The 26,082-nt window shown below is 33.6% G+C and carries 26 protein-coding genes; 17 read left to right on the forward strand and 9 right to left on the reverse strand.

Annotated features, from left to right (window positions below):
* Window positions 1–4 precede the first annotated feature (4 nt).
* From BLV91_RS09250 to nadC, 3 genes are all read right to left on the reverse strand, one after another.
* Window positions 5–433, reverse strand: a complete 429-nt coding sequence (locus tag BLV91_RS09250) for a DUF2147 domain-containing protein (RefSeq protein ID WP_091432143.1) — start codon at window positions 431–433, stop codon at window positions 5–7.
* Window positions 434–556: 123 nt separating this feature from the next.
* On the reverse strand, window positions 557–1,489 hold the full coding sequence (locus BLV91_RS09255; RefSeq protein WP_091432146.1) for a YihY/virulence factor BrkB family protein: 933 nt from the start codon (window positions 1,487–1,489) through the stop codon (window positions 557–559).
* 85 nt (window positions 1,490–1,574) lie between these two features.
* Window positions 1,575–2,432, reverse strand: a complete 858-nt coding sequence (nadC, locus tag BLV91_RS09260) for a carboxylating nicotinate-nucleotide diphosphorylase (RefSeq protein ID WP_091432149.1) — start codon at window positions 2,430–2,432, stop codon at window positions 1,575–1,577.
* A gap of 348 nt (window positions 2,433–2,780) precedes the next feature.
* Here nadC and BLV91_RS09265 point away from each other — a divergent pair, with 348 nt between their 5' ends.
* The 4 genes from BLV91_RS09265 (at window position 2,781) to rlmH (ending at window position 8,159) form a co-directional block, all read left to right on the forward strand.
* On the forward strand, window positions 2,781–4,037 hold the full coding sequence (locus BLV91_RS09265) for a DUF2254 domain-containing protein (protein ID WP_091432151.1): 1,257 nt from the start codon (window positions 2,781–2,783) through the stop codon (window positions 4,035–4,037).
* Window positions 4,038–4,088: 51 nt separating this feature from the next.
* The gene (locus tag BLV91_RS09270) at window positions 4,089–6,047 is read left to right on the forward strand and encodes a mechanosensitive ion channel family protein (RefSeq protein WP_091432153.1); all 1,959 of its coding nucleotides are present in this window, start codon (window positions 4,089–4,091) and stop codon (window positions 6,045–6,047) included.
* Window positions 6,048–6,260: 213 nt separating this feature from the next.
* A complete protein-coding gene (locus BLV91_RS09275) occupies window positions 6,261–7,679 on the forward strand; it encodes an amidohydrolase family protein (RefSeq protein WP_091432155.1) in 1,419 nt (472 codons plus the stop codon).
* Between the two features lie 6 nt (window positions 7,680–7,685).
* Window positions 7,686–8,159, forward strand: coding sequence for a 23S rRNA (pseudouridine(1915)-N(3))-methyltransferase RlmH (gene rlmH / locus BLV91_RS09280; protein WP_091432157.1), 474 nt, complete (start codon window positions 7,686–7,688; stop codon window positions 8,157–8,159).
* Window positions 8,160–8,198: 39 nt separating this feature from the next.
* Here the strand turns inward: rlmH and BLV91_RS09285 are convergent, their stop codons facing one another.
* The gene (locus tag BLV91_RS09285) at window positions 8,199–8,810 is read right to left on the reverse strand and encodes a hypothetical protein (protein ID WP_091432159.1); all 612 of its coding nucleotides are present in this window, start codon (window positions 8,808–8,810) and stop codon (window positions 8,199–8,201) included.
* Window positions 8,810–9,646: a dihydropteroate synthase gene (gene folP, locus BLV91_RS09290; RefSeq protein ID WP_091432161.1), complete on the reverse strand. Its 837-nt coding sequence runs from the start codon at window positions 9,644–9,646 to the stop codon at window positions 8,810–8,812. The genes BLV91_RS09285 and folP overlap by 1 nt, the downstream gene beginning before the upstream one ends.
* Before the next feature lie 89 nt (window positions 9,647–9,735).
* On the opposite strand from folP, the gene BLV91_RS09295 reads away from it, so the two are divergent.
* From BLV91_RS09295 to BLV91_RS09335, 9 genes are all read left to right on the forward strand, one after another.
* Window positions 9,736–10,278 (forward strand): DUF1599 domain-containing protein, encoded by a 543-nt coding sequence (locus BLV91_RS09295; protein WP_091432524.1) that lies wholly within the window; start codon window positions 9,736–9,738, stop codon window positions 10,276–10,278.
* A gap of 14 nt (window positions 10,279–10,292) precedes the next feature.
* Entirely contained in the window at window positions 10,293–11,393 is a 1,101-nt protein-coding gene (locus tag BLV91_RS09300; RefSeq protein ID WP_091432163.1) for a BT_3928 family protein, read from the forward strand.
* A gap of 64 nt (window positions 11,394–11,457) precedes the next feature.
* Window positions 11,458–12,534: an ABC transporter permease gene (locus BLV91_RS09305; RefSeq protein ID WP_091432165.1), complete on the forward strand. Its 1,077-nt coding sequence runs from the start codon at window positions 11,458–11,460 to the stop codon at window positions 12,532–12,534.
* A 210-nt stretch (window positions 12,535–12,744) separates the two neighbouring features.
* On the forward strand, window positions 12,745–13,239 hold the full coding sequence (locus tag BLV91_RS09310) for a TlpA family protein disulfide reductase (protein ID WP_091432167.1): 495 nt from the start codon (window positions 12,745–12,747) through the stop codon (window positions 13,237–13,239).
* 39 nt (window positions 13,240–13,278) lie between these two features.
* Entirely contained in the window at window positions 13,279–14,031 is a 753-nt protein-coding gene (tpiA, locus tag BLV91_RS09315) for a triose-phosphate isomerase (protein ID WP_091432169.1), read from the forward strand.
* A 105-nt stretch (window positions 14,032–14,136) separates the two neighbouring features.
* A complete protein-coding gene (gene prmA / locus BLV91_RS09320; protein WP_091432171.1) occupies window positions 14,137–14,970 on the forward strand; it encodes a 50S ribosomal protein L11 methyltransferase in 834 nt (277 codons plus the stop codon).
* Window positions 14,971–15,187: 217 nt separating this feature from the next.
* Complete coding sequence (locus BLV91_RS09325; RefSeq protein WP_091432173.1) at window positions 15,188–15,463, forward strand: ATP-dependent Clp protease adaptor ClpS; 276 nt, start codon at window positions 15,188–15,190, stop codon at window positions 15,461–15,463.
* A gap of 99 nt (window positions 15,464–15,562) precedes the next feature.
* Window positions 15,563–16,834 (forward strand): sterol desaturase family protein, encoded by a 1,272-nt coding sequence (locus BLV91_RS09330; RefSeq protein ID WP_091432175.1) that lies wholly within the window; start codon window positions 15,563–15,565, stop codon window positions 16,832–16,834.
* An 8-nt stretch (window positions 16,835–16,842) separates the two neighbouring features.
* Entirely contained in the window at window positions 16,843–17,514 is a 672-nt protein-coding gene (locus tag BLV91_RS09335) for a lysoplasmalogenase (protein WP_091432178.1), read from the forward strand.
* 49 nt (window positions 17,515–17,563) lie between these two features.
* Here the strand turns inward: BLV91_RS09335 and BLV91_RS09340 are convergent, their stop codons facing one another.
* Both BLV91_RS09340 and BLV91_RS09345 read right to left on the reverse strand, forming a co-directional pair.
* Window positions 17,564–17,977 (reverse strand): DUF6691 family protein, encoded by a 414-nt coding sequence (locus BLV91_RS09340; RefSeq protein ID WP_091432180.1) that lies wholly within the window; start codon window positions 17,975–17,977, stop codon window positions 17,564–17,566.
* 3 nt (window positions 17,978–17,980) lie between these two features.
* Window positions 17,981–18,538: a YeeE/YedE family protein gene (locus BLV91_RS09345; protein ID WP_091432183.1), complete on the reverse strand. Its 558-nt coding sequence runs from the start codon at window positions 18,536–18,538 to the stop codon at window positions 17,981–17,983.
* 155 nt (window positions 18,539–18,693) lie between these two features.
* Between BLV91_RS09345 and BLV91_RS09350 the strand changes: the two genes are divergently transcribed.
* The 4 genes from BLV91_RS09350 to BLV91_RS09365 all read left to right on the forward strand — a co-directional run bounded on the left by BLV91_RS09350 (window position 18,694) and on the right by BLV91_RS09365 (window position 22,698).
* Entirely contained in the window at window positions 18,694–19,149 is a 456-nt protein-coding gene (locus tag BLV91_RS09350; protein ID WP_091432527.1) for a 2-dehydro-3-deoxyphosphooctonate aldolase, read from the forward strand.
* A gap of 182 nt (window positions 19,150–19,331) precedes the next feature.
* The gene (kdsA, locus tag BLV91_RS09355; protein ID WP_091432186.1) at window positions 19,332–20,150 is read left to right on the forward strand and encodes a 3-deoxy-8-phosphooctulonate synthase; all 819 of its coding nucleotides are present in this window, start codon (window positions 19,332–19,334) and stop codon (window positions 20,148–20,150) included.
* 265 nt (window positions 20,151–20,415) lie between these two features.
* Window positions 20,416–21,516, forward strand: coding sequence for a PAS domain-containing sensor histidine kinase (locus BLV91_RS09360; RefSeq protein WP_091432188.1), 1,101 nt, complete (start codon window positions 20,416–20,418; stop codon window positions 21,514–21,516).
* 93 nt (window positions 21,517–21,609) lie between these two features.
* Window positions 21,610–22,698, forward strand: coding sequence for an AI-2E family transporter (locus BLV91_RS09365; RefSeq protein WP_091432191.1), 1,089 nt, complete (start codon window positions 21,610–21,612; stop codon window positions 22,696–22,698).
* A 104-nt stretch (window positions 22,699–22,802) separates the two neighbouring features.
* Here BLV91_RS09365 and BLV91_RS09370 read toward each other — a convergent pair whose 3' ends face one another.
* Both BLV91_RS09370 and BLV91_RS09375 read right to left on the reverse strand, forming a co-directional pair.
* Window positions 22,803–24,185, reverse strand: coding sequence for a M28 family peptidase (locus tag BLV91_RS09370; RefSeq protein WP_091432194.1), 1,383 nt, complete (start codon window positions 24,183–24,185; stop codon window positions 22,803–22,805).
* An 18-nt stretch (window positions 24,186–24,203) separates the two neighbouring features.
* The gene (locus BLV91_RS09375) at window positions 24,204–25,979 is read right to left on the reverse strand and encodes a discoidin domain-containing protein (RefSeq protein ID WP_091432530.1); all 1,776 of its coding nucleotides are present in this window, start codon (window positions 25,977–25,979) and stop codon (window positions 24,204–24,206) included.
* Window positions 25,980–26,082: the final 103 nt, after the last annotated feature.

Below are 26,082 nucleotides of genomic sequence, written 5' to 3' on the forward strand. Positions count from 1 at the left end.
AAAATTATTTAACTCTGTACCAGTATTGAGTCCTACCCAATATTGCGAACCCAATATATCCGCGAACTTTAAGTTTATCTTTAGATTGTAAAACGATTGTACATCTGTAATGACGACCGTTTTTAGGGTCCATGATTTCCCCTGAATTATATTCATTACCATCCTTAGAAAGTCCTTTTATAATAGTCAACCCAAGAATTGGTTTATTAGCATCTTCTCCAGAACAGTCGTTGCATAAATCCTTTTTATGATTAACGTCAAAAATCTCCATTACTCTCCCGTAAATTTTACCGGATTTCTCGTAAATCTCAACAATTGACTTAGCTTGTCCAGTTTCATCATCTATGGTTTTCCATTTACCAGTCACCCCAGTATTTTGTGCATAGAATATTGAGGATATTAGTAAAACTGCGACCGTGATTATATTTTTCATGTTTTATTTTTTTTTAGCCCTGATGGCAGCGGCATCCCACGCATTTTTTTTGCATGGATACAGCGAACAGCAGGAAATAGCTCCTAATTTTTACCAAACATAGCATAAAATTAATGAAACCATTTATATTAAACCAATTTTATTTTTCTTTTTCAAGTTGGTTACTGCTAAATTTAATTCAAAACCGAGCAGCAAAATCATACAGTTTATCCAAATGTAAAACATCACTATCAACAGCGTCCCGATGGAACCATAAAGTTGATTGTATTGAGAAAACCGCAGTACCCAAATCCCAAAGAAATAGGAAATAATTATTGTTAAAATCGTTGTAAAGACAGAACCTATAGAGATAAAAGACCTGCTTTTGTCATGTTTAGTTCCAAACTTAAAAAGTATAGAAGTGGTAACGAGAATCATTAACAACAAAAACACATATCGACCAATTACAATAAAAGAAATTTGGTCATTTAGCACATTATGAACAGCGAATTTTTGAATAAAAACTTCAAATACAACAATTATAGCTACGGTTAAAATAAGCAAAAAGCTCAAAATTATAGACATTCCTATTGCTACAAAGTACTGCTGAAAAAAACCTCTCTTTACCAAAACATGTCGTGAGGTTTCAAAACCTCCCAAAATAGCATTTAATCCGTTTGCCATTAACAAAATAGACAGTAAAAATCCAGAAGACAGCAATCCTGAATGACTATTATGCAGAATATCATCTACAATATTCTCGATGGCATAATAGGTATTTGGCGGAACACCTTCGGATACAAATTTCAAAAAATCCTGTTGAAAACCTTCTATTGGAATATAAGGAATAAGGTTAAGGATAAACAGCGCAAAGGGAAACAATGCCATAAAAAAACTGAATGCAATCGAGCCAGCTCTATTTGACAGGGCACCTTCGGCAATACCAATAACGTATAATTCCAATAAATCGTAAAGAGACAATCCTTCTAACCATTGTAATTTTATCCCTTTTAGAAAACGGGCCAAATCCCTCAAAATTGGAATTTTCGCGATTCTTTCTTCTATTTCTGCTGACATTGATTACACATTTTCATTAAGGCATCCATTTTTTTACCGCAAAGTGTATAGCTTTGCCCGTAAATTAATACAAAGATAATGTAAGTTAAATCGCTTTCAGACTTAAATCCATATTATAAATAGAATGAGTCAAGGCTCCTGATGAAATATAATTGACACCACATTCCGCATAATTACGTACTGTTTCTTCGTTGATGTTCCCAGACGATTCAGTCAAACATTTGTCACCAATTAAATCTACTGCTTCTTTTGTAGTCTCGTAATCGAAATTATCCAAAAGGATTCTATAGACGCCTTCACATGCTAAAATTTCATTGACTTCATTAATGTCTCTGGCTTCAACAATAATTTTTAAATCCCGATTTTGTTCTTGAAGATACTTTTTTGTTTTAGATATGGCCAAAGTAATTCCTCCCGCAAAATCAATGTGGTTGTCTTTAAGCATAATCATATCATATAAAGCAAAACGGTGGTTTTCGCCTCCGCCCAGTTTTACTGCCCATTTTTCAGCGACACGAAAACCAGGAGTCGTTTTTCGAGTATCTAATATTTTTGTGTTAGTTCCTTCTAGCAGTTTGACATAACTGTTGGTTTTTGTAGCTATCGCTGACATGCGTTGCATTGAGTTCAACACTAACCTTTCAGCCTTTAAAATCGATTGTGAACTTCCCGACATATGAAAAACAATATCGCCATACTTCACTGCTGCTCCATCCTCAATAAAAGTTTCAACTTGAAGTTTGGGATCCACATAATTAAAAATCATTTTAGCAAATTCCACTCCAGCAATAATCCCTTCGTCTTTGACCAAAAGTTTTGCCTTCCCCTGAGCCGAAACCGGTATACAGGCGAGAGAGCTATGATCACCATCACCTACATCTTCGCGGATAGCATTTGAAATTAAAATTTGTAACTCGTTTTGAAACTGGGCTTCGCTTATCATTTTTACATGGGTTTATCTACTGCTAAAGTAGGGTATATTTTGTGTATTTGAAAATTTGTTTCTCGTAGAATTCGGGACTTTATGATTATATTCGCTTATAAAAAAGAAAATTTTCTTAATAGAACCGAACACTTTTTCTATAAAAACCTAAATAACATATCGTTTTAGACAAATGTGTTCTTATAAAATAGTAGTGCAAAAATACAACACGAGTAAAAATATAATGAAGACACCGTGACTTTATTATTAAATTAAAAAACAAAATCTCACAGTTAGCCTAATAACTGAGGGTATTCCTTTACAACAATCTAAGAAATAAACATTAATTTAGTTCCAAACTACAATCCTATGACCCAAAATATCGTTTTTGCTTTGAATCGCCTGAAAGAAAAACTTTGGCTCAGACCATTAATTTTTTGTGTACTATCCGTTTTTGGAGCACTACTTGCCAGCATAGCTGATAATAATAGACATCTTAACGAAATAGTTCCACAAATTAAAACAGAATCACTTGAACAGCTGTTAAGTACCATTTCGGGAAGTATGTTAGTGATTGCAATTTTTGCGGTAGGTTCCATGATATCTGCATTTTCGGCAGCAAGTAATACAGCCACTCCACGTTCGTTTAAACTAATTACAGCTGATGATGTTTCGCAAAATGCGCTTTCCGTTTTCATAGGATCTTTTATCTACAGTATTGTAGCAATGGTTGCATTAAATAATGGTTATTACGGCAAAGCGGGACACTTCATATTATTTTTATTCACCTTGCTCTTTTTTGCTTTAGTAATCCTGACTTTTTTGCGTTGGGTTGAGCGTATATCAAAGCTTGGGAGAATGGGACATACTATCAAGTTAGTTGAAGATGCCACTACCAATGCACTTAAAATCCGGCTTGAATTTCCAACCTTAAACGGAATTGCTATAAACTCCAATCAAGAAAAAGGCTTAGCCATATATAGCGATACTACAGCCTATGTGCAACAAATAAATATTTCCAGATTACAAAAAATTGCTGAAACACTTGATGCAATCATAACGGTAAATGCAATTCCTGGGAGCTTTGCAACATTAGATAAACCGTTATTTTATATTCTGTTTAAGAGTACAGTTTCGGAAAAACTAGATTATAAAGAACTAAAAAAAGCCTTTACAATGGGCGATATGCGCTATTTTGACGAAGATCCCCGTTTTGGACTGATAACATTGAGTGAGATTGCCAGTAGAGCTTTATCACCTGCAGTCAATGATCCTGGAACGGCTATACAAATCATTGGCAGCTACGTTCGTCTGTTTTCATTATGGGATAAAATCTCTGCAGATAAAAATCCTAAAAAAGATATTTATGATCGTATAGCCGTCCCTAAGATTAGTATTGATGATTTATTTATAGATGCTTTTAGACCTATTTCCAGAGACGGCGCAGGAAACATTGAAGTAATGATACGTCTACAAAAAGCATTCAATTCCATTTCAAGAATTGATAATATTGATTTAAAAAAAGCCTGTTTACTGCATTCTCAAGAAGGCTTTGAAAGAGCCAAACAAGAAATGAAATACGAAATGGATCTCGAAGTATTAAAAGAACAATGTTTATTTGCATAACAACTCATAGATTAAAAGCACTAGTTTCAATTACCCTAACTGAATTTATCGATGACAGAAAATCACAATCATTTCCAAAATAAAAAAAGTTGTCTTACGCTAAATTGTGGCAAACAATTTCCTATTTCCGCTGCGGTAAAAATGCTTGCTATCAGTTTTTTTACACTGCTTTTTTCGACCGTGTCATTTGCTCAGGACGATGCCAATAATAAAAAGAATGACTCGGTTAACACTTCGCTAATACAAACATTTAATAAAAAGCTTAGCCTAATTGAAGGACAGCGGATTACTGATTCTATTAAGCGAGTAGCACTTGAGCAGCAACTTTTGTCATTAAAAACAACTGACAATCTCAAGAAGGATGAATTGCAAAAACAATTGCAAGCATTAAATGAGAAAGAATCACTGCGTCTGGCTGAGAAGAAAGCACAAATTCATGCTATGAGGCTTACAGCCAAAGGGTATCCTGTAACAGGTTTTTTTAAAGATACCTTGTTTAATGTATATAGTAAACTAGGGAGCTTTTCTGCAAAAGACAGAGCCGATGCGATTAGTACTCGAATAAAAAAACTTTCCGATTATTACAGCTTTAAAGCTGATTCCTTAAAAATTACAGAATCTGAAACCACAGTCGACTTAGTTTATGGAGAAAGTATCATTATCAGCGTTTCAGAAAATGACGCTCTGTGGAATAACTCAACTAAAGAAGCTCTTGCTGAAAAATACAAAATTTTGATTGCTAACGCTGTAACAAACTATAGGAATGAAACCAGTTTATCGACACTAGCAAAAGAGATTGGTTTAGCTCTGCTTGTTTTGGTTATAATGGGCGCTTTAATTGCATATGTGAGGAAGCTTTTTCTTTGGACTGCCAATAAAATAAAAGACCAGGAAGGCAAACGCATTCACGGAATAAAAATCAGGAATTTCACTCTGTTCGATGCCAGTCAACAAGTAAATGCATTACTAAATGTGAATACAATCTTGAAGTGGGTTTTCATATTACTATTAGTATATATTGCGCTACCTATTCTGTTTGGCATATTTCCTTGGACAAAGGATTTTGCCGGGACTCTTTTTGGCTACATCTTAAATCCACTTAAAAAAATTATAATTGGATTTTGGAATTACTTGCCTAACCTTATTACAATTCTGGTTATCATTTTCGTTTTCCGTTATGTATTAAAGGGAATTCGATTCCTGAAAGACGAAATCGAAAAGGGAAATTTAGAATTGTCTGGCTTTTACCCTGATTGGGCTAACCCGACATATCAAATCATTCGGGTAATTGTCTTTGCATTTATGGTAGTGGTGATTTTCCCTTACCTTCCCGGAAGCGATTCTCCAGTATTTCAAGGAGTTTCCGTTTTTCTGGGTTTCCTATTTACCTTTGGATCAGCAGGGTCTCTTTCTAATATTATTGCTGGTTTAATCCTTACTTATATGCGATTATTTAAAATTGGTGACCGCGTGAAAATTGGTGACGTAGTGGGTGATGTGATCGAAAAATCATTATTGGTCACCCGAATCAGAACCATTAAAAATGAAATTATTTCCATTCCTAACTCAACAGTAATGGGCAGTCATACTATAAATTATAGAAGTGATGCACCTGAAAAAGGTCTGATTATCCATTCCACCATAACCATTGGTTACGACGTGCCATGGAAGGACATGCATCAGGCGCTAATTGATGCCGCATCAAAAACAGATTTAGTTTTGCAGGAACCAAAACCTTTTGTGCTTCAAACCAGTCTGGATGACTTTTTTGTTTCTTATGAAATCAACGCTTACATTAAAGAACCCAATAAACAAGCGGTAATTTACTCTATGCTGCATCAAAACATTCAGGATATTTGCAATGAAAGAGGTATTGAAATCATGTCGCCACATTACCGAGCTGCCAGAGATGGGAACAACTCAACAATTCCAGCAAACTATTTGGGCAAGGAATATAAAGCTCCATCATTTAATGTGAACTTCAAAAGTGTTCCGCAGGATAAGCAATAAAATCTTCGAGTATGTAAGCTAAATAAGATTTAAAAATGCGACAATAGCTGCAGCGCTTTTACGTAAAATATAACGCATTATAAAAACTCGATTTTTTTTAATCTTATAATCCATTATCTTTGCCACCGTTTTAGAGTGAATTGAATGTTAAAGGATTAAGCTTGACCGTAAATCACTTACAAATACAAAACAGTTATTGACTAAACCCAACCTATGAAATTATATTTTGCACTGCTTTTTTCCGCTATATTAAATTTTGGCTACTCTCAAACTGCCAATACTTATTTTGAAAAAATTCGAAATAATGAAGCTGAACTAACAGCATTCTTTTCTCAAATGCCTAAAGGAGGTGATTTACACCACCATTACAGTGGGTCTATTTATGCTGAGCCTATTTTAGAAGATGCAATAAATGAAGATTTCTACCTGAATACTGTAACTATGCAAGTGCTTAAGGAGAAACCCTTAGATGGGAATTGGGAATTATTTTCGACATTAAAAAGTCAAGGACAATTACCGTATTACAAACAAAAAATAATGGAGAAATGGTCCGTTAAGGATTATAATAACGTTGATTATCCTTCTGACAAGCTGTTTTTCGAATCCTTTGATAAATTTAGTCCTGCAATTGTTGGTCATTTTGGAGAAGGATTACTAGAGTTAAAAAACCGAGCCATTAAGGAAAATGTAAGTTATATTGAAACGCAATTATCTACGATACCTTGTGATATTGATGTCAATGAGCTGACGGATTACAATCAAAAATTGAGGAAATTGGCCATTAACAAAGATGAAGATGGAATCAACCAAATGCTAGATTCCATATATGCTATTTTAATTCAAGAAGGAGCTCCAGCTTATGCGGAAGATTTCAATACTAACTTTGTTACTAAACTCCACAACGACCTCAAAATCGATGATGCTCGTTTTACAATGCGATACCAAAATTTTGTATTGCGATTTATGGAGCCGGTAGATTTGTTTAAAAATCTAGTTGTTGCTTTTATTTCTGCAGATAGTAGTCCACTTATGGCGGGAGTCAATATCGTTTCACCAGAAGATGGCGAAACTTCCATGAAAGATTATTGGTTACAAATGGTTATGTTCAACTATTGCCATAACCGCTACCCTACTGTTAAATATTCGATGCATGCTGGTGAACTTACATTAGGGCTAGTACAACCCGAAGATCTTACTTGGCATATTAGAGATGCTGTTTACACTGCTGGAGCATACAGAATAGGCCATGGAGTAGATCTTGCGTATGAAGAAAACCCGTATGAGCTTTTGCGTTATATGGCAAAAAACAGCATTGCAATCGAGATAAATTTAGTGAGTAATGAGTTTATTTTAAAAATAAAAGACAGCCGTCATCCATTCTCTTTATACAAAGAATTTGGAGTCCCTATAGTAATCAGCACTGATGATGCCGGAATATTGAGAACTAATATGACGGAACAATATGTCTTGTTAGCCAAAAGATACAAGAATGTATCCTACGCAAACATCAAAAAATATGTTTACAACAGTATCTTCTATAGTTTTATAAAAGATGAGGCTGTTAAAAAGCAATTATTAGTAGATCTTGACCTTCGATTTACTGCTTTTGAAGCTAATTTTCCAATAAAATAAAACAGAATGAACATCAAACTTATCGCTATTGGCAAAACCGACAATAAAGCATTGCAATCTTTAATTGACGATTACACCAAACGTTTGTCTTTTTACATCAAGTTCGATTTAGAGATCATTCCCGACATTAAGAATGTAAAAAACTTATCTGAAAGCCAGCAAAAGGAAAAAGAAGGTGAATTAATCTTGTCAAAACTAACACCTACAGACCAACTTATTTTATTGGACGAAAACGGGAAAAATTTCTCCAGTGTAGGTTTTTCAGAGGAATTACAAAAGAAAATGAATTCAGGTGTAAAGACTTTAGTTTTTGTTATTGGAGGACCTTATGGTTTTTCGGATACGGTTTATGCTAAAGCGCAAGGGAAGATTTCACTTTCACTTATGACCTTTTCACACCAAATGGTGCGTTTATTTTTTATTGAACAGTTGTATCGCGGTTTTACCATTTTGAAAAATGAACCTTATCATCACCAATAAATTTTTAGTTTAAGGTTTTCTCTGTTTAAAGTTTCTGGTTTAGAATATGAAATTTTCATTAGTTTCTAATTTGATCGAATGAAGGAAGATTATATTTTTTAAATAAGAATCAAAGGACATTTCTTTATCAAAGCACAATTGGTATAGAGTTGATTTATCAGCTTTATTTTCCAAATAGCCTTCTAGTTCTTCTTGTTTTACTATTACATTATTTACTAGAATTTCATTCTTCTTATTAAAAAAAATACTGGTTCCACTTGGCTTTTCTAATTTATAGTACACTTTCGTAAAAGGAATAAAAGCCATATTCTTACCAATACTATCAGCGTAGGAATAATAATTTTCCGCTTTTTCATTTTTATGCGCCTTTTCTTTTCGCTTCTTATCTTGCAATTTCATCACTTGTGGAATTACAATTCGCAAAGGCAAACGCTTGTCTATATTGAAAATCCAATTGGTAGTGATAATACTATTTTTCCTGTTGACTTCGGTCAAAGTATCTTTATCGTTTGTTCTAAAAAAAATATAGATTGGCGAATGGTCTTCAATATTACTAACAATAGTTTTGTCTGATTTTGGTAATAATATGTCTTCTTTATTTCCACAAGACATTAAAATAAAAAGAACAATCAAGCTTAGGTATTTCATCATTATAAATTAATTTTATTAAATAGTGTAACTGACTCCATTGCTTCTTTTACATCATGAACACGTAAAATTTTTGCTCCCTTAGTCAATGAAATTGTATTAAGAACCGTTGTTCCATTTAAAGCTTTATTCGAACTAATATTCAAAGATTTAGTAATCATTGATTTTCTAGAAACACCTACTAATAAAGGCAATTCTAGCATTTCAAATAACTCTAATTTTTTCAACACTTCATAATTTTGCTCTAGGTTTTTGGCAAAGCCAAATCCAGGATCAACTATCAAATCGTTAATACCTAAACTTCTGGCTTTATGAATTCTCTCTGAAAAATAGAAAAGCATTTCTTTGACGATATCGTCGTAATGCGTCATACTTTGCATTGTTTGCGGTGTTCCGCGCATGTGCATCATTATGTATGGCACATTATACTTTGCCACGACTTCCATCATTTTATCGTCTAACATTCCTGCCGAAATATCATTTACAATTGCTGCACCATTATCGATACAAGCAACCGCCACTTCACTTCTAAAAGTGTCAATTGAAAGCAATGCTTCGGGATAATGTTTCAAGATAGACTGAACCACAGGAACAATTCTATTAAGCTCTTCCTCCTCCCTAACGAACTCGGCACTAGGTTTACTGGAATAGCCTCCTATATCAATAAATGTAGCACCATCACTTAGCATTTTTTCTACCTGAGAAAGCATTTCACTTTCTCCAGATGGTCCAGGATTGTACCTTCCACCATCAAAAAAGGAGTTAGGGGTTACATTCAAAATTCCCATTACTTTGGGAGTTGCTAAGTCTATCAGTTGGCCTTTGCAGTTAATAGTCATTTGTTTACAATTTTAAAGACTTCAAAATTCCACATTCAAAAAAAAATATGTTATTTTTGAGAAAATTTTTAGACAAATATACACCAATAATGAAGAATACTTCTCAAGAATACGATAAGGTAATTGCGATTTGTCGTTCGCTCTTTATCAACAAAATGACAGATTATGGTAGTGCTTGGCGCATACTTAGATTGCCTTCCCTAACCGACCAAATATTCATAAAAGCACAAAGAATCAGAAGTTTACAAGAAAATGAAGTTCGAAAAGTAAACGAAGATGAAACTGGCGAATTCATAGGTATCATCAATTACTCCATCATGGCTTTAATCCAATTGGAATTAGGTGTAGCAGACCAACCAGATTTAGATGTTGAAAAAGCTACCGAATTATATGACGCCAAAATCAAACTTACCAAAGAGTTGATGGAAAATAAAAATCATGATTACGGTGAAGCTTGGCGCGAAATGCGTGTGAGTTCACTCACCGATCTGATTCTGCAAAAACTACTTCGTGTCAAACAAATTGAAGACAATAAAGGAAAAACAATCGTTTCTGAAGGCATCGACGCTAACTATCAAGATATGATCAACTATGCTATTTTCGCATTGATCTTAATGGGTTTCGGTAAATAAAAATAAAATCAAACATGAAAAATATAATTACTCAATTTTCAAGAATATTCGTTGGCTTACTATTCATAATCTCAGGATTAATAAAACTGAATGATCCAGTAGGTTTTTCTTATAAACTAGATGAATATTTCAGTGAACCTGTATTTAACATGCCTTTTCTGGTGCCATTAACTTTAGGACTTGCTTTATTTTTGGTCATTCTAGAAGTAGTATTGGGAGTAATGCTGCTCATTGGTTACAAATCAAAATTCACGATTTGGAGTTTATTATTAATGATTGTTTTTTTTACATTCCTAACCTTTTATTCTGCTTATTTTGATGTAGTTAAAGACTGTGGTTGCTTTGGTGATGCATTGCATCTTACACCTTGGCAATCCTTTACAAAGGACATTGTTTTATTATTTTTTATTCTAATTCTATTCATAAACAAAAAATTAGTAAATCCTTTATTTGCAAATGCTATCCAAAACATAATTGCTTATGCGAGTATAATTCTATGTATGTTCATGGCGGTTTGGGTACTCAATCACTTGCCAATAATTGACTTTAGAGCCTATAAAGTAGGTACTAATATTCAAAAAGGAATGGAAATTCCTGAAGGTGCTGAGAAATCAGTCGTTGAAATGATTTTCATTTACAATGTAAATGGAGTCGATACTGAGTTTACTGAAAAAGATTTAATGGCAATTCCAGAAGGTGCCACTTTTGTAGATAGAAAAGACAAAGTAATTACAGAAGGATATGTTCCTCCTATCCATGATTTCACTATGGTAAAAGAGGATTCCGATTATAAAGAAGAATTGCTACAAGAGCCTAAATTGTTAATGTTCGTCACTTACGACTTGGCTACTCCCGAAGAGGGCGGAATGACTAAGTTGGAGAAATTAAATCAAGAAGCTAAAGCCAAAGGATATAAGGTTATAGGTATGACTGCTTCATCTCCGGAATTAATTGCCAAAGCACAAAAAAAATATGGTCTTACTTTCGACTATTATTTTTGCGACGGAACTACTTTAAAAACCATTGAAAGAGCGAATCCAAGTATAGTTGTTATTGAAAAAGGAACAATTAAACAAAAAGTGCATTATAACGACATTAAAAAACTGAAGCTATAAATAAGTCGGAAAAAGGGTTTGCCATTAGGACTTCATGAAAATTAACTTTCGACTAAGATAATAAATGCTAAAATACTTTCTAAATAAAATTGGCTATGCGCTGCTTACTCTATACGGAGTGATTACGGTGATATTCTTCTTGTTCAACGTTTTGCCAGGCGATCCTGCGAGAATGATGCTAGACCAGAATGAAAATTCGGAACAATTAGCTTTGATAAAGAAAAAGTATGGTTTTGACAAACCCATTTCAACACAATATTTATATTATCTCAATGACCTTTCTCCTATTTCCATTCACAGCAATAATGAATCGGATTACACTTATTTGAGCGAGGGAAAATACAATGCAGCTCCGCTATTTAGCATCGGACATAATCAACTTGTAATCAAAACGCCCTATTTGAGGGAAAGCTTCCAGAAAAGCGGTAAAAAAGTATCTGAAATAATTGCTAACACCCTACCTAATACGGCTATATTAGCTCTTTTTGCAATTGTGATTGCCATTGTTTTTGGAATTATTTTCGGTATCATTTCGGCTTTATATAAAGATACCTGGATCGATCGGGTAATTGCGTTAGTAAGTACTCTGGGAATGAGCATACCTTCTTTTTTCAGTGCCATTTTGTTTGCATGGCTGTTTGGTTTTGTATTACAAAAATACACACACTTAAATATGACGGGAAGTTTATATGAGGTAGATGATTTTGGTGAGGGTAGTTATATACAATGGAAAAATATTGTACTGCCAGCAATTGTGCTGGGAATTCGTCCATTGGCAGTTGTCATCCAATTGATGCGAAACTCCTTATTAGAAACTTTTGGACAAGATTACATTCGTACTGCTCGAGCCAAAGGTTTATCTGAGTTTCAAATCATTAGAAAACATGCTTTAAAAAATTCCCTAAACCCAGTTGTAACTGCAATTTCTGGATGGTTTGCTTCCATGCTAGCCGGAGCGGTTTTTGTAGAATTTATTTTTGGATGGAATGGATTGGGGAAAGAAATTGTCGAAGCATTAAATAATTTGGACTTACCTGTAATTATGGGTTCTGTGCTTATAATTTCGACCACTTTTGTAGCAATAAACATTCTAGTCGACATCATTTACGCCTATTTAGATCCTAAAATCAGACTTTCTTAGTCCTCCTAATTGGAAATTTTTGATCATTTTAAAAATAAAATTATAAAAAGTAGGAGAAAAGCTCTCGATGCTGTACTTACTACAACGATTTCAATTTTCATTTCCTCACTAAAACCGGACGTTTTGTGATTTCGGACCCGCAAATCCAAAAAAAAACAATCTATAATCGTCAATCAAATTGTTTGTTTAACTTTGTTTAAAATATAAAAAATGAAAAAAATATTTGCTTTATTTATTGCATTCGCTACGTTTTCTTGTACTAATGCCAAAAAAAATAGTTTTTCAAAAGAAGCTTTGTCAGAAACATTACTGACTACTGCTGGAAGTCAAATTGCTTTTCAAGACATTTTAAAGAAGCATGAAGGAAAAACTTTAGTAATTGAGGTTTGGGCTTCTTGGTGTGGTGACTGTATCAAAGCAATGCCAAAGATGAAAGAACTACAAGCAAATAATCCTGACGTTGCCTTTGTCTTTATCTCTATGGACAAAACTGCTGACAAATGGGAAATTGGAATCGATAAGCATCAACTTGTAGGCGACCACTATATGGCAAATGACCAGATGAAAGGGGTATTTGCAAACGCCATTGACCTAGATTGGATCCCCCGATATATCATTGTAGACAAAACTGGTAAAATTGCCTTATATCGTGCGATAGAAACTGATTTTGACAAAATCAATAAGACCTTAAAAAAATTAAAATAAAGAACTAAAAACGAATAACTAAACATAACACGAACTGAAATGAGAAAGAAGATTGTAGCTGGAAACTGGAAAATGAATAAAAATGCAGAGCAAACTGAGGATTTATTAAATGAATTAATCGAGAAAATGCCAACGGAGACTGACGTACAAGTAATCGTAGCACCTACTTTTGTAAACTTGGCTTCAGCAGTAGACCATTTAGAATTTATTAATATTGATGTAGCAGCACAAAATGTACATCAAGCTGAAAGTGGCGCTTTTACAGGAGAAATCTCTGCTGACATGTTGAAAAGTGTTGGTGTTGACATAGTGATCCTTGGGCATTCAGAGCGTAGAGCTATCTTTAATGAAACTGATGCTTTGATAGCTAACAAAGTAAGTACTGCATTAGAACATGATATGACAGTGATCTTTTGTTTTGGAGAGGAGTTAAAAGACCGTCAATCAAAAAATCATTTTAATGTTGTTGAAAACCAATTGAGAGATGGCTTGTTTCATATTGAAGCAAAAGACTGGGCTTATATAGTATTGGCATACGAGCCAGTATGGGCTATAGGAACAGGTGAAACTGCATCACCTGAGCAAGTACAAGAAATGCATGAATTTATCAGAGAAACAGTTCGTAAAAATTTTGGAGCTGATATCGCTGACAATGTTTCTATACTTTACGGTGGTAGTGTAAAACCAGACAACGCTAAAGAAATCTTTTCTAACCCTGATGTAGACGGAGGTCTTATTGGCGGAGCTGCACTAAAATCAGATGATTTCATTGCAATCGTTAATGCAATTTAAAATATAAAAGCAGTTTTATAAAAAAGCGATAATTCATTTTATCGCTTTTTTTGTTTTTATATTATTCAATAAAAGAGAAAGAGTACCTTTGCAAAAAAAATAAACATGTCAAACATTTATATAGGATACCATTTTAATATTGAACCAAAGGAACTGGGATCAGAAATATTAATTGCCGAATTAGGCGAAAAAGCATTTGAAAGCTTTACAGAAACCGCAACGGGTATTTCTGCCTTTGTGCAAAAAGACTTATGGGACGAGACTATTCTTGAGGATATTCATATTTTAAATTCGGAAGAATTTAAGATTGATTATACTTTCGAAGAGATAGACCAAGTCAACTGGAATGAAGAATGGGAAAAGAATTTTGAACCTATAGATGTAGAAGGAAACTGTCACGTACGTGCTCCTTTTCATCCAAAAACTGATGCTGAATTTGACATTCTTATCGAACCAAAAATGAGCTTTGGAACGGGTCACCATGAGACAACACACATGATGATTCAACATTTATTAGAAACAGATGTTACGGGAATGAAAGCGCTTGATATGGGTTGTGGAACAGCAATTTTAGCAATTCTAACTGAAATGAAAGGCGCACAACCAATCGATGCTATTGATATTGATAACTGGTGTTATTTAAATTCAATAGAAAACGCAGAACGCAATGATTGTCATCATATTACTGTTTATGAAGGTGATGCCGAATTGTTGAAAGGAAAAAAATACGATTTGATTATTGCTAACATTAACCGCAATATTTTATTGAATGACATGCAAAGTTATGTTGATTGTTTGAACCCAAAAGGAACACTTCTTTTAAGTGGTTTTTACGAGCAAGACATCCCTTTTATTGACGCCTCTTGCACTGAAAAAGGTTTAAAATATGTTAAAAAGTTCGAAAGAAACAATTGGGTTTCATTAAAATACGTAAATTAGTACAATAAATTTTTTGGGTGATAGTAAAAACTAGCAGCCTTCAATTTTGCATAAAAATTCAATTAGCAAGGCTGCTCCAATTAAGAATAAATTCAGCAAAGAAAATTAGAATTATAAAGAGTATAACACTGTATTTAAAACCCACAAAATTTTACTTTTTGAATAATAAAAAACAAGTCAAACTATATTTTTATTTAAATCCCAAAATTATTTAAAGATGAGTACAAAAGAAAAAACAAGAGAAAAGGTCAGCTTAAAAGAAGCTCCATCGATAAATAACGAGATTATTGTTTATAACGATGATGTTAACACTTTTGACCATGTCATAAATACCCTTATGCGTGTTTGTGAACATACACCAGAACAAGCAGAGCAATGTTCTTTAATAGTACATTACAATGGAAAATGTACTGTAAAAACTGGACCTCTTGACAAATTGAAACGTCAATGCAGCCAATTGCTTGCAGCAGGATTAAGTGCTGAAATTGTTTAAAATCAAACAATAACCTCGTTTAAGAGGATTTTTTTTGACGATAATTTAAAAAACATTCTAATTTATTCTATATTTGAATAAATTAGAATGTTTTTTTTTATGGAAGAATATGGTAAAATATTAATTATCGCGATGCCTCTTTTTTTGGTATTAATTATTATTGAAAAAATTTATGGCTTATACAAAGGAGAAGACACTGTTCCTTTAATGGATGGTGTATCAAGTGTTAGTTCTGGCATCACAAATGCCGTAAAAGATGTCCTAGGTCTAAGTATCACCTTTATTTCATATGACTGGATGGTATCAAAAATAGGATTATTTACTTTAGAAGCTGATGTGCTTACATACCTTGTTGCTTTTGTCATTATCGATTTTTACGGCTATTGGAATCATCGCATAGCACATCAAGTTAATTTTTTCTGGAATAAACATGCCGTGCATCACAGCAGCGAAGAATTTAACCTTGCTTGTGCTCTCAGACAGTCCATCTCTACTTTCGTAAATCTCTTTACTTTTATATTGATTCCTGCTGCTTTAATAGGTATACCAGCCAAAGTTATCATCATAACACTACCTATTCAATTATTCTTACAGTTCTGGTACCATACAAAGCACATTAAAAAAATGGGGGTTTTAGAAAAAATATTAGTTACTCCATCCCATCATCGCGTACATCATGCGATAAATGCCGAATATATTGATAAAAACCATGGGCAGATCTTTATATTATGGGACAAATGGTTCGGTACTTTTCAAGAAGAGTTAGAAACGGTACCTCCAGTATTTGGAATCACAAGGCCTGCTAGTACCTGGAATCCTATAAAGATTAATTTTCAACATCTAGAGTTATTGATTTCTGATGCTTGGAGAGCTGAAAAATGGAAAGACAAGTTTACCATCTGGTTTAAACCAACAGGCTGGCGTCCGGAAAATTTTGAAGAAAAATACCCTGTAAATAAAATCTCCAATGTTTACAACTTTGAAAAATATGGCACTAAAAACTCGTTAAAACTAACGTATTGGTCAGTTGCACAAGTGCTGATTACCTTAATTATTGTTGCCTTTTTATTCAATAATATAGGGAACATTGGTTTACCTAATATCTTTATTTATGGTTCATTTATCTTTTTAACCATTTATAGTTATTCTGAATTAATGGATAAAAGTAGATTCTCTATTTATTGGGAAAGCTTCCGATTTTTAACCGCTATTGCTATTCTTGTTTATTTTGGAGACTGGTTTGGTCTAAATTCATTTTTCCCTTTTGCCAATTATCTAATTTTCGGATACCTCCTATTTTCGCTACTAATCAACTTCTATTTTGTTTTTTTTGAATTCAGAGAAAAAGAGGAAATACTTATTAATTCATAGAACAAAACATGAAAAAAGAATTATTATTAAAAAGCTATATTGGTATAAGCGCTGCTTACCTTTTAATTATACTTTTAGGTCAAGAACAGATTGCTTGGTTCTTAAAACCATTCTTACTACCATTTCTATTGCTAGCGGTTTATTTTAGTGGCAACTTTCCGTCAAAAAAATTCCTTTTAATTGCCTTAGCTTTTTCATGGATTGGAGATATCATTCTCCTTTTTGCAGATCAACATGAGCTGTTTTTCATAGTGGGACTAATTGCCTTTTTGATATCACATATTGTTTACATATTACTTTTTAACAAGCAGTTAAAATACAAAAACAGAAAAAACAAAGCAATATTCTGGATTGGTGTTACCTGTATAATTGTATATTTATTTACAATGATTTCTATTTTACTGCCAAGTTTAGGCGATTTAACCATACCTGTTTTTGTTTATGCCTTAGTTATTTCAACTATGTTATTATTTGCCTTAAAAGGCTTTTTAAACTGGGAAGAGCCTGGAAATTGGTATATTCTGATTGGTGCAATTGCTTTTATAAGTTCCGATAGTATTTTAGCCTTTAATAAATTTTATGCTCCTATTGTACTGAGTTCTTTTTTAATTATGATCACTTATTTAATTGCTCAATACTTAATTGTAGTTGGAATTTTAAAATTAAATAAAAAAAAATAGCATTTCCTTTTTTAAGAAAATGCTATTTATACTATTGATATTCAAACTGCTAATGAGGTAATTTATCTTTAAAGACTCCATATAGATAGGTTCCAAACAAAGCTCCAAAAAGTACAATAAGAATACTCCAGAAACCTGCTCCTAATAATATATAAATAGGCCCAGGGCAAGCACCTACTAATGCCCAACCTAGTCCGAATAGAATACCTCCAACCCAGTAACGGATTGATCCAGGTTCTTTATCTGCAATTTCAATGGGTAAACCTTTGATGTCTTTTATATTATTTCTTTTTATAATCTGAATTCCAATAATCCCAGTACCTATTGCTACCATAATTATTCCATACATATGGAAGGATTGAAACTGGAACATTTCATAAATTCGATACCAAGAAACTGCTTCCGACTTTGTTAATACAATTCCGAAAACAAAACCAACTAATAAATATTTTAATACTTTCATTTTCTAAAAAATTAATGGGAATATAAAATAAGCCATAATTAAACCACCAATAAAAAAGCCAATTACCGCTTTTAAAGAAGGGACTTGTAGATTACTCAATCCAGAAATGGCATGTCCAGAGGTACATCCACCAGCATAACGCGTTCCAAAACCAATAAGAAGACCACCTACAAGCAGTATCAGAATTCCTTTAAGAGATTGAAAAACAGCATTGCCAAACAGAGCATCAGGAACTAACTTGCCGTTTGGTGCATCTATTCCGAAATGCGCTAATTGTTCAATAGTTTTTGGGTTTATGTCAACATTTGACGGATCACTCATAAAATTAACCGCCACAAAACCACCCAACATAGCACCTGCGACAACAACTAAATTCCATCGTTGTTCTTTCCAGTCAAAGTCAAAAAAAGCAGTACGCTTCCCAGCTCCCATTATCGTACACATAGAACGCAAGTTTGATGACATTCCAAAACTTTTTCCGAAATAAATTAGGCAAAGCATAATTAATCCAATCAAAAAACCAGATACATACCAAGGCCATGTTTGAAAAACAATATCCATATTTTATTTTTTTTTTTGTAAAAGTAAGGATTCTTCATATCAAAAACAGAACAAACCAATAACAAATATTGATGCCAGTTGCGATAGCCTTCCTAGTTCTTATTATATTTGTAGTATTAATAAACAGGGGGCAATTCCTCTCTAATATCAGTTGTATGAAAAAAACAATGCTTTTTATTGCGTCAATACTCTTTTTTACTTCATGCATAAGTACGAAGTCAACTATACAAAATATTGATGACAATGCACCTCTTCCGCAGCTTAGTAAAAACAACACTTTTGTACTCACGGAATATAGTAAGGACCCAAAATATGGATATGACAAAGATTATCCTATTAATGTTTTCTATTACAGCACTAGGAATGAGACCGTCAATCAAGAACGTTTTTTAAATGCTTTGGCGGGGCCAAAAGGAGAAAAAATCACATTCTCAAAGCTAGAAAGCTGCTGCCCATTCCCTACAAAGAGAAGCGAAATGGGAGCTGGATTCCTTGATGTTTATGAAGTAAAATGGACAGGACAAAAAAAACCTATCCTATTGTATATGAACATTTATGAAAAAGGCGCTCTTAAAGTACCTATTGGTTTTAGTTTAAAGAAATTTAATTAAAAATACAGTCGCCTAGCCCTGATAGCAGCGGAATCCTTCTTGTTTTATCTTTAAAAACAAGAAGATTAAAGCGGATAGCAGGAAATAGCTCCCCATCATACTGTTATTACCTATAAAAAATATAAATTGTAAACCGTAAATGGCAAATCATAACTACCTTTGCAGCTTTAAATAATACAACTATGAACATACAAGATATTCCCCAAATTAAGTATACTGATAGCGGCAACTTCTTTTTGCTTGCTGGACCTTGCGCTATAGAAAGCGAAGAAATGGCGATGCGAATTGCTGAAAAATTAATTGGAATCACCGATAAGTTAGAAATTCCTTTCGTTTTTAAGGGTTCTTTCAAAAAAGCGAATCGCTCAAGAATCGACAGTTTTTCAGGAATTGGAGACGAAAAAGCATTAAAAATATTACGAAAAGTTTCTGAAACTTTTCATGTTCCTACTGTTACTGATATTCACACAAATGAGGATGCAGATATGGCTGCTCAATATGTGGACGTATTGCAAATTCCAGCTTTTCTAGTACGTCAAACTGATTTAGTTGTGGCTGCGGCCAATACTGGAAAAGTAGTTAACCTGAAAAAAGGACAATTCATGAGTCCAGAAAGCATGAAACATGCAGTTCAGAAGGTTTTAGACTGTAACAATCAAAATGTAATGGTTACTGATCGTGGAACTATGTTTGGATATCAAGATATGATTGTTGATTTTAGAGGAATTCCTACTATGCAACAGTACGCATCTACGGTTCTTGATGTAACCCATTCTTTGCAACAACCTAACCAAACTGCCGGTGTAACTGGTGGAAGACCTGATATGATTGAAACTATTGCCAAAGCGGGTATTGCCGTAGGTGTTGATGGAATTTTTATCGAAACTCATTTTGATCCCGCTAATGCAAAAAGCGATGGGGCAAATATGTTACATTTAGACTATTTTGAAGGTTTAATGACTAAACTTGTTGCCATTAGAAAAACGGTAAATTCATTTTAGATAATAAAATGTCACTATATATCATCTATATAAAAAGGAGACTGTCTTAAATAGATTGTCTCCTTTTTCTTTAGATTTCCACCGTAAAAAGCAAATCTTAACGATATAATAGCACTATCCGTTAGTTTTGTGGTGGTCTTTATAATTTCTAATATTTTATACTTACTTTAGTAGCATCATAAAAATTGGTTTAATTTTCTTTGAAAGAATTTAAAAATCAATGTGTAAATTAAAAGTCAATTGTCATTAATAAGATTTAAAAAAAATGATAAGAGCTGAACAAAATGTGGATCACTATAATTTGAATACTGTATATAAATTCGAAAGCTTCTTCGATTTGTCTCCTGACTTACTATGCATAGCTGGGTTCGACGGTTATTTAAAAAGAGTAAATCCTGCAGTATCGAAATTATTAGGGTATACAAATGAAGAATTAATGTCGAAACCCATTAATGAATTCGTTTACCTTGAGGATAAATCAAGTACTGATTCCGCTCGAAATGAGCTTAGAAAAAGAGTCTCCTTATTTAATTTTGAAAATAGATATGTTACAAAGAGTGGGGAAATAGTTTGGCTTTTATGGACGTCATTGCCTATCGAAAGTGACCAATTAATATATGCCATTGCCAAAAACATTACCTATAAAAAACAACTTGAAGAGCAACGTAATAAGCATTTAGCAGAACTCACAAAAATAAATAACGATTTTAAGGAGTTAACCTATACATCTGCACACGATTTAAGATCACCTGTTAATAATTTACTTTCTGTGTTTGAACTTTTGGATGTTTCTAAAATCAGTGATTCAGAGACTCTTGAGTTTATATCTATATTGAAGTCAACAACCGAAGGTTTGAAGGAAACATTAAATGAATATGTTGCCCTTTTAAATAAAAACAATGAGATCAATGAACATCTCGAGGAATTAAATTTGAATGAATCCCTAAATGAGGTATTGCTCTCGATTAACTCACTAATACAAAATTCAGAAGCTACTATTAATGTTGATTTCTCAAGTCTTGAAAAAATAAATTTTAACAAAGCTTATTTGAAAAGTATCTTTTTAAACTTAATAACCAACTCGATTAAATACGCTAAAACTGACTGCTTACCCATTATTTCTATTTACTCTAATAATAACAATGGAAACAAAGAGTTAATTATTTCAGATAACGGAATTGGTTTTGACATGGATAAGGTAAAAGATAAGATATTTGGCTTACACCAAAAATTTAGCACAAATATTGACAGTCAAGGTATAGGTCTTTATTTAGTTTATAACCATGTTACCAATCTTGGTGGTCACATAAGAGTTGAAAGTGAAATAAATAAGGGGGCTAAATTTATAATAACTTTCAAGAATTGAAATAAAACTTGGATTTGAGCTGACATTGGTTTTTTATGCAAATTAAAAAAGTGCAGGAATAGAAGGAAATAATTTTTAAAGTTCAAAATTCTTATGAAACTAATTTCGAAAAGTACAAATCCAATTTCCCCTAACGCGAACTATTCAGCGCTTGAAATACTTCAATTTATTGTCCTTCTTTCTTTTGTACTTTACTTTGGAAAAACGCTTTTTATTCCGCTTAGTTTTTCTCTGCTGATCAGTTTCATTCTGTTTCCAGTTTGTAAGTGGATGGAAAAAAAAGGAATAACCAAAACTTTAGCCATTTTGATTTCCCTTTCTTTTATGTTTATATTAGTGGGAATCCTTTTCTATTTACTTTTTACACAAATAAATGAGTTTTCCAATGAATGGGAACCGTTCAAGAAGAAACTGCTGGAAACATTAAATCAAATCAGTATCTATATTGCACAACGGTTTGAAATAAGTACGGAGGAGCAGCTAGCTTTTTTTAAAAGCTCCATTAACAACTCTGGATCGCAAGCGCTTTCATTTTTGCGAAATGCTGCATTTTTATTTTCAGAAACCTTTTTCTATCTTTTAATAATTCCTGTATTTTCAGCTCTAATACTTTTTCATCGTCAAATACTTGCCAATGTTCTCTACCGAATTTTTCCCGCTGAAAGAAAAGAAATCATCCGCGAAATTCTAACTGAAACCATACATGCTTATTATAATTTCATCAAAGGAATGTTAGTGGTTTACCTTATTGTTGGAGCTTTAAACAGTATTGGCTTAGCTATCGTTGGTGTTCCACATCCTATTCTGTTTGGATTTATCGCCTCCGTTCTCACTTTTATACCTTATATAGGAATTTTGATTTCCTCTCTATTACCCATAGCCGTTTCTTGGATTACATTCAATTCAATTTGGTATCCACTAGGTGTTATTATCGTTTTTTCTATAGTTCAAATATTGGAAGCCTATGTGATATTTCCTTTTGCGGTAGGTAGTCGTTTAAAAATTAACACGCTTGTAATAATCATAATGATTACGGCTGGCGGTATTTTATGGGGTGCTGCCGGAATGATTCTTTTTATTCCTTTTGCCAGTATCGCTAAGTTAATTGCAGATCGTACGGAAAGCCTAAAATCATTATCCATATTATTAGGAGATGGTGTCCCTCACAAAACAAAACCGTAATGTAATTTATACTACTAGATTAATTCTAGAATTGAATTCAATAAAAAAGCCACAAGAATAAATATTCTTGTGGCTTTTTTCAGCAGAAAAAATTTAAAACAGTACTACTTAGTTTCTATTCCGTTTTTATCGATTAGATACATCAAAGAAGCCATAGTTGCAGCTCCAAGTTCTAATTCTCTTTTATCAACAGCATCAAATTTATCGTTTGCAGCATGGTGATAATCAAAATAACGTTGGGAATCCGGCTTTAAACCCGCTTTTACGATCTTCTTAGAGGTCAACGGACCAATATCTGACCCACTGTGCCCTTTTACAAAACTATGGATTAAATAAGGCTCAAATACTTTTGCATAACTCGATATCTTATCAAATTGAGCGTCATCACATTCTAAAGAAAATCCTCTTGGACTAAATCCGCCTGAATCACTTTCTAAAGCGAATATGTGATTCTCTTTATTCACTAAGGATAGTTCCTCATATTTGTTTCCGCCTCTAAGTCCGTTTTCTTCATTCATAAAAAGGACCACACGAATAGTGTTTTTCGGTTTATATCCAAGATTATTAAAGATATTCACCACTTCCATACTTTGTACCACTCCTGCTCCATCATCATGTGAACCATCAGCAAGATCCCATGAATCTAAATGTCCACCTACAACCATTATATTTTCTGGATGTTCGCTTCCTTTAATTTCTCCTACAACATTATATGAAAGGACATCGTCAAATTGCTCACAAGATTGTTTGAAGTAGAATTTAACTTTTGGGTTGTTTTTAAGTGTTTTAGATAGCAATTCGGCACCATTTGTACTAATAGCAGCTGTTGGGATATATTGCGATTTAGGAAGATCACCATAGCTCTGTGCTCCAGTATGAGGAAAGTCATCCAATCTTAAGTTCATAGAACGCACTATTGTTCCTACCGCACCAAACTTAGATGCTTCTTTTGCTCCTGCATATCTTTGGTCTACAGCACCGGAATAAGCATGAAAGGATTCAATTTGCGCATTATCCATTGGTCTATTAAAAAAAACAATTTTGCCTTTAATTTTATCTTTTCCCAAAGTAACTAATTCTTCCAAACTTTGAACTTCGATCACCTCAGCGGTAAGTCCATTTTTAGAAGTAGCTACAGATCCACCTAGTGCGCAGATAGGCACATTGATTTTAGTTTTATTGTCAAGGATATAGGCAGTTTCTTTTTCGCCTCGCACCCATTTAGGCACCATTACTTCTTGAAGAAAAACGCGATCAAAACCTATACTTTCCATTTCAGCTTTTGTATACTGCACCGCTTTTTCAGCACTGGCAGAACCAGACAAACGAGAACCAATATCATTTGAAAGATGGTCTAGCCAAGAATAGCATTTTGAATTTGTCAATGCTGACTTGTAAATTTCTTTAAGAACCTGCTCGTCACTTTTTTGAGCATATATTCCTGAACTACCTATGAAAAGCAGTGCTAATAATGTTATTTTCTTCATTGTTTATTAAGGTTAGTTTTATTCTGACTTTTTAATTGTTGTTCGTGCGCTAATTCCGTTATTATTAAAAGCTTCTATTTGAAAATAGTAAGCATCAGTGCGATCTAAACCGTTAAAATAATATTCGTTCTTCCCGTACACCATTATAGAACCATACATTTTATCGGGAGATTTACCAAAATAAATAACATAGCCATCCGCCAAAGGCTCTTGCTGCCATTTGAACCAAACATTACGTCTTTCTCCTTTTTTTCTCGGTTCTGCTCGTAAAGGAACAAAATTATTTACAGTATTTGGAATTTTGCCACTTCCTTTTCCAAAAGCTCTAAAACCTGAAAGAGCAAATTTCCCTTTTGGCATTCCTCTGTTTTCAATTTTTAAATAACGAGCATTAATTGGCTTTTCTAATTCGATATAATCGTGAGGTACATCTTTGTCATTCTTGCTTTTGTCCACTGCAACTTTCCAGTCTTTATTATTATCGGAATAGTATAAGACGTATTTATGTCCAGAAGTTTTCTCTGGTTTCCCCATTAGTTCAACATCTTGATCGGCAAAGTTGATTTGGATCGCGTTAATAGTACTTTTTTCTCCCAAATCAGAAATCAACCACTCTCCTTTTGCTCCTGTTTTTGCTGACCAATAGGTTTTTATATCTTCATTTACGGCGTTATTGGCTTGATAACCTCCCAAAGTTGAAGAGACCTGCACCGGTTTGTTATAATTCAGTATCATCCAGCCAGAAAAATTATCGTTTAGATGGTTTTTATTTTGTGAAGGTAAAAAAGTAGGATAATCTCCGTATGCTGTATTTGAATATAAAATTCCGTCTTTATCAAAGCCTGCTGGCCAAATTCCGATACGTCTTTCAAAATTATTTTTGGTACCAATAACAATTGTAGACACATGCCAAAAAGCCTCTTTGTCATCTTGATAAGTTGCCCCATGCCCTGCTCCTCTTGCAAATCCTCCCGGTTTATACGAAAAAGGATTGTGCGACTGGTATTCAAAAGGACCTAACGGTTTATCACTGACATAAACACCATCACCGTAACCACTAAACTCCGTTCCTGGACCGCCATATTGCAAATAATATTTATTATTGTACTTGGTCATAAATGCTCCTTCCATAAAAGGCTGCATAAAAGTATTGTCATTATTTTCACCAAAGCGCTCCCAACCATGTTCATCATCATTTAATGCTATGAGCGGAATGACGTCACCTTCTGGCTGAAACGTTTTTCTATTTAATTTGACACCATAAAGTGGATATAAGTTACTAGAACCATAGTACTCGTAAAGTTCATCTTTCTCTTTGTCCCAGAAAATAGAAGGATCCCAAGCTGCTGCTTCTGATTTGTGAACTAATTCTTTCCAATCATCTTTAGAAGGATTTGTACTCATCCAGATTGGGAATTCCTTACCATGAGTTGAGCCTACAACTAATAACGTATCATTGACAAATGATAATGAGGGCGCACAAAGTTCATCGTAAACGTCATGCTCTGGTCTAAGAAACTTTCTGGAGATAAATTTCCAATCTAGCATATCCTTACTATGCCAATATCCCCATTGATTTGTCGAAAAAAGATAGTATTCTCCTTTAAAAAAAGTAATCACTGGATCAGCAGTCGTACGGTGTTTTCCCTGCGTTACAAAATTAGGAATTGGACAATAACCATAATCAATATTAATTGGGTTACAATAGGTTTTTTGTTGGGCTTCAGCCTGAACCGAAAGAAATAAAAAACCAATAAATAGTAATTTAAAAAAAGTAATCTTCGTGTATTTCATAATTAAACAGCGTTTTTTAACTTGAATAGCTCCCGTGGAATTTCCAATAGTCCAAAAAAAATCCCGCAAGAAGTATACTACTTGCAGGATTTAAAGGATAAGT

The organism is Flavobacterium degerlachei, assembly GCF_900106645.1.
GTDB lineage: Bacteria > Bacteroidota > Bacteroidia > Flavobacteriales > Flavobacteriaceae > Flavobacterium > Flavobacterium degerlachei.